The following is a 4,930-nucleotide window of genomic DNA, read 5'->3' as shown; positions in this document are numbered from 1 at the left end:
ATCATGCCAGCCTTTAATTTTTGTTATCTTTTTTCTGTTGCTTCTACTACAAGCATGATACAAGATTTTATCGGCCACCAATCCACTAAAAACGTACAGTAGACCGGCTTTACTTTTGACATAATTCCCGTTCTCGGAAGTAAGGATTTAAAAGTAACCTATCCATAGTGATATTAAAGCTACTATTAACAAGGCAAGAAGAAATATGATATTTTGAATCCACTTTTGTATATCATCAAAATACCGTTCTACAAATGCAACGTTGATATAAAACATGAGAAATACAACAAAGAAGGTAAAGTTACCAAATTTATCGTTCAATTTTTCATTGGTAAATGTGCTTACATGAAGGAATAGTAATGCAAAAGTTACTAAGAATAGCTCAAATAGCCTTTTTTTGCTCAACTCATCACCCCTTACAGTAATTCCCCTTTGTTTCATTTTATCGGAACGCAGTATGTAGCAGACTATGAATATTATACTTATGTAAAAAAGGCTAACAATTCAAGATCATTAGCCCCACCTTCCATATTCTTTCCTGATAAAATACAACAAACGACTAGGTTCTTTAACTTACAATATATTCTCCTTTTATTATAAAAAACGAACCTCGAATTGTTCCAGCTAATTTAGACTTCTGCCTAGCAAACTTAAACTTCTCTTCTAACTCCTTTGGTATCTCCATTCCCCCTGAAAGCTTAAATCCAACAGCCCGCTTCTTCGGGTTATCCAATGTATACATGACGTTGATTGCAAGACCATCCTCATAAAAGACATAGGAAAATTTAATATTTTCCACTTGAAAACACGATGTTTCTAAAGGTTTGGCGGCAAACTCAATATCACGTTCTTCTTTCAAAATGCGGTTCACATAATCAAGAGTATCCTCGCTTTCACTAGCTGGTACAACCGTAAATTCATGCTTGTATTTGTTCATAAAGTAACGGGCTTCATGGGCACGTAAACCAGCAAGCGCTTCTGCTACAGGTGAAGATTCTAAACCGGCTGTAGTTACATTTTTAAAATCTACGATATTGGACAATTCCATCTCTCCTTTTAACTCTTTACTTCCTAACAACTGGAATCCATATTTCACCAAATACTAGGCCATTTCGCTGCCCCATCTCAACTGTTGTATTTGGCCCACCAACATAGGCAAAATCTTTTGCTTCTGCTAATGCTTGACCAAATGCAATACCAGTAAGCTTATTACTTAACTCCTCAGAAGTCTTGCCCTCCCCTTTAACTACTAGGTACTCTCCCCTCGGAAACTGGATAACTCTAGATTCTTCTTGTATCGTTGCCTCTGTCATGACACCAGCGTAATACATCATCTTGTTATTCACCGCTTCACTCACAGCAAAAATGTAATCATTTGTAGCTAAAGCTTTTAAAGTGTCCAATCTTCCATCTTGTTCGACGGCCAGCCAAAACTCTGCCTTTTCCTTGTTTATGCCCGTAAAGTCTGTGTAGTGGCTCTTAAGTTCCGTTCCAATACCTAGCACGATAAAGCTATCTTTTTCTTCTATTGTATAATTTTTCATATTCAAAACCTTCCTCACTTTTAAATTAATCAAGTAATTTATCTTTTCTCTTGATGAGTTTATAATAACCTTAAATCATGTCAAAAAATGATACTGTTTAGGAGAGCAAAATGAAAAAAGTTGAACGGATTAATACGATCATGCGCTATATTAACAACCGCTCCCACTTTACAATTTCTGAAATCATACGAGAATTTAACATCTCACGATCGACAGCTATTAGAGACATTAAAGAAATTGAAGCCATGGGGATGCCACTTGTCGCTGAAGTTGGAAGAGATGGGGGATATTCTGTCATGCATAACTCTATTCTGCCCGTTGTTCGCTTTACTGATAATGAGGTCAAAGCTCTTTTTATTGCCTTTATGGCCACAAGAAATCAACAACTTCCCTATCTAAAAAGTCGTCAGTCTTTAGCCGAAAAACTACTAGGACTCATCTCAGAAATCCAACAAGATGACCTTGTTCTTTTAAATCAAATCTTGCTTTTTGAAGGGACTAACCCCCATAATCCCGACCTACTTGAGCTTTCTGACCTCCCCCATCCTATGTTAGAAAAACTCATCCAAATCCTTCTTTTGGATAGCCATTTATTGATTACCATAAAAGAAGAGGAGGAAATAAAGTCTTATCCAATTTATCTACTACACCTTTATCAAGAAAAAAGCCATTGGATAATTGAATGCTTTGACATAAAAGAAGAAAAAAAGAAGATGTTTCTTGTCGATCATCTCATCAATGTCAAACCCTATACGACGAAAAAGAGATTAAGTAAGAAAAAGATTTTAGAAAAACTAAGTAAGAAGGACAAAGCAATCAACCTTGTACTTGAACTTGGTCCAAAAGCGATTGCCCAGTTCAAAAAATATCATCCTTTAAAAATTTCTATTTCCTATACAAATCCTTACCAATCCACAGCCATTCTAAAGACTTTTATCAATGTTAACAATCTCGATGAATTGATAGAAATAACGAATTGGATACTTTTCCTAGGTAAAGATATCAAAATCAGTGAAGTGCCTGAAGAAGTGTTAGAAGGTTTAAAAGAGAGATTATATTTATACTGCCCATAAGCAGTGACCAGTTAAACCCAAAATAATATTGAGTTTGACTAGATGCCAGTTACCCCTATTTTCAAACAAATAGAGAAAATATTTTATTTACTACCACTTCCTTAAACGATCTTCTAGGAATAACACCAACAAAAAAAAGACATGAACTAATCTTTGTTCATGTCTTTTTTATTAGAGTTTAACACTCATAAAATTGCGTGTTTAAAATTCGAATGTGGATTTATCTTATCCCACTATTTTTGAACTAAAACCAACAATAGTGAATTAGAATAATGACTTAATACTTGCTAAAACAGTAAGTATACCTATAATAATGACAAATACATTGCTCATTTTCCCTCTGTATTTAGCCAGTACTGGTACTTTACGAATCGCATACATTGGTAATAGACATAAGATGGCAGCAACTAACGGACCGCTAAGGGCATCAATGATTCCAAGAATACTTGGATTTGCATAAGCAACATACCAGCATGTTAATACGACAAAAGTAAGAACCATTGTCTTAACTGTTTTTTCTTCGATATCTTTTCCGCGAGTTTTACCAAACTTCATAATCACGTCACGCATTACCTCATATGCTCCTATATAATGGCCAAGGAACGACTTTGTTATAGCCACAAAAGCAATGATAGGAGCTGCAATTGTGATTACAGGCGAATTAAGCTCATTAGCAAGATATGAAAGGATTGATAAGTTCTGTTCTTTCGCCATTTTTAGATCCTCTGGAGTCAAACTTAGTGTGCTACTCCAAACAAAGAACATAACAACAACGAATGTCATAATATAACAAACTTTTTGTATTTGAGCACATTTAGCATCAGTAGCTTCTATTCCATACGTAGCCCTCTGTTTCACAACAAATGATGAAATCATAGGTGAATGATTAAATGAGAATACGATGATCGGTAGTATCATCAATATCGTTCCAAAATATCCTGTTCCTGTCGAAGCAGTTGAAACACCTGAAAAGCTAAGCATTGACGTATTCCACTGTGGAATTAAAGATATTGCGATAAATAGTAGAGAAGCTATGAAAGGATACACTAGCATACTCATGACCTTTACAGTAATATCTTGACCAAAATTTAGTATAGCGATAAGGCCGAGCACTAATACAAGAGATAAAATGGCCCTTGGAGGCTCCGGCATGTGCAATTGATGCACGATAAAACTACTTGCAGTATTTGTAAGCGCAACCGAATACATTAGTACGATTGTGTAAATTGAGCTGAAATATACTATGTTAAAAATGATACTTGCATTATTCCCGAAATACTCTCTTATTGTACCTGTAATCCCCTCATCAGCAGAATTAGAAGCGTATATCATTTTAGCAAGCGCCCTATGTGAGTAATACATAACAGGAAATGCAAGTATCGTAATTAACAGTAATGATAATAAACCACCTGAACCTGCATTAATAGGTAAAAAGAGTACTCCTGCTCCAATTGCTGTTCCAAAAAGGCTTAATGCCCATGTAGTATCCTGCTTATGCCACTTTTTAGGATCTGGATATTGCCCATTTTTGACTGCGTTATTTTCAGCTTGAAATTCTAGTTTCTTTGCAGTATTCCCATTCATATAATAACTCCCCCTCGTATCCTATTCTTGCGTCTCTTTTTAGGCTTAAGAATATAGAGCATTCTTAAAAAATGAATCGCTTACTAGGTGCGCCACATCGGAAACGATTCCACCTAAAGCTGTCTCTCTTAATTTGCGAGGCATTTAATCTCCAACCCTATACTTCGTCAGCATTGATGATATTGTTTACACCAGCTAATACGATGTCCGCTGCCACTAAAATTCCCCTTCTGGTCACACACCTTTCTGTAATTAATCGTTTCAGTCTGTCCAACTTTAAAATGTTTGATATTTTCTCCGTAGGTAATCGGTTACCTCTCGACGCCCTCATTATAACGTTTATATTTACGAGTCTAATATTTTTTTATTTTTAGAAAGACAGAATAAACAGAATTATGAATAGATAATAAATTACAATTGGTATGTAGCAGTTGTGTCTATTTTTTGAAGCTGTATTAGTTAGTAAAAAGGGGGAAATAATACAGATACTCTTTTTGCTAACACGTTGATTATATTGGGAACTCGTTTTAAAGATACTTATATTCCTCTTTTTTGAAGCATCTTATTTTAGACATGAAAACTGTTACACTAAATGATTTATGCAGATGTAAAAAAATAAATTAAGAAAACATATATTAATTTCAGTGAATATTTATTATATAAATTGAATCAATATTCATTTTTCAGAAAAAAAGAACTTTTTCTCCGTGGAGCCGCCACAACTTCTAT

Annotated in this window: 5 protein-coding genes and 1 pseudogene; 1 reads left to right on the top strand and 5 read right to left on the bottom strand. The window is 34.9% G+C overall.

Annotation, left to right across the window (positions count from 1 at the left end):
• Positions 1 to 147 precede the first annotated feature (147 nt).
• The 3 genes from KI356_RS23230 to KI356_RS23220 all read right to left on the bottom strand — a co-directional run bounded on the left by KI356_RS23230 (position 148) and on the right by KI356_RS23220 (position 1,544).
• Positions 148 to 405 (bottom strand): DUF3963 domain-containing protein, encoded by a 258-nt coding sequence (locus tag KI356_RS23230; protein ID WP_128282299.1) that lies wholly within the window; start codon positions 403 to 405, stop codon positions 148 to 150.
• 163 nt (positions 406 to 568) lie between these two features.
• Entirely contained in the window at positions 569 to 1,042 is a 474-nt protein-coding gene (locus tag KI356_RS23225) for a DUF8821 family protein (protein WP_498066721.1), read from the bottom strand.
• A gap of 22 nt (positions 1,043 to 1,064) precedes the next feature.
• Positions 1,065 to 1,544 (bottom strand): GyrI-like domain-containing protein, encoded by a 480-nt coding sequence (locus KI356_RS23220; RefSeq protein WP_128282300.1) that lies wholly within the window; start codon positions 1,542 to 1,544, stop codon positions 1,065 to 1,067.
• 110 nt (positions 1,545 to 1,654) lie between these two features.
• On the opposite strand from KI356_RS23220, the gene KI356_RS23215 reads away from it, so the two are divergent.
• Entirely contained in the window at positions 1,655 to 2,617 is a 963-nt protein-coding gene (locus tag KI356_RS23215) for a helix-turn-helix transcriptional regulator (RefSeq protein WP_212936589.1), read from the top strand.
• Positions 2,618 to 2,881: 264 nt separating this feature from the next.
• Here KI356_RS23215 and KI356_RS23210 read toward each other — a convergent pair whose 3' ends face one another.
• Together KI356_RS23210 and KI356_RS28760 are read right to left on the bottom strand one after the other, a co-directional pair.
• A complete protein-coding gene (locus tag KI356_RS23210; protein WP_128282302.1) occupies positions 2,882 to 4,201 on the bottom strand; it encodes an aromatic amino acid transport family protein in 1,320 nt (439 codons plus the stop codon).
• A gap of 147 nt (positions 4,202 to 4,348) precedes the next feature.
• A pseudogene (locus KI356_RS28760) lies at positions 4,349 to 4,493 on the bottom strand (L-serine ammonia-lyase, iron-sulfur-dependent, subunit alpha); the annotation flags it as partial.
• Positions 4,494 to 4,930 lie beyond the last annotated feature (437 nt).

The sequence above is a fragment of the Bacillus hominis genome (assembly GCF_018332515.1).
Lineage (GTDB): Bacteria > Bacillota > Bacilli > Bacillales > Bacillaceae_G > Bacillus_A > Bacillus_A hominis.
The sequence above is the reverse complement of the archived record's forward strand: the minus strand, read 5'-3'. Positions and strand labels throughout refer to the sequence as shown.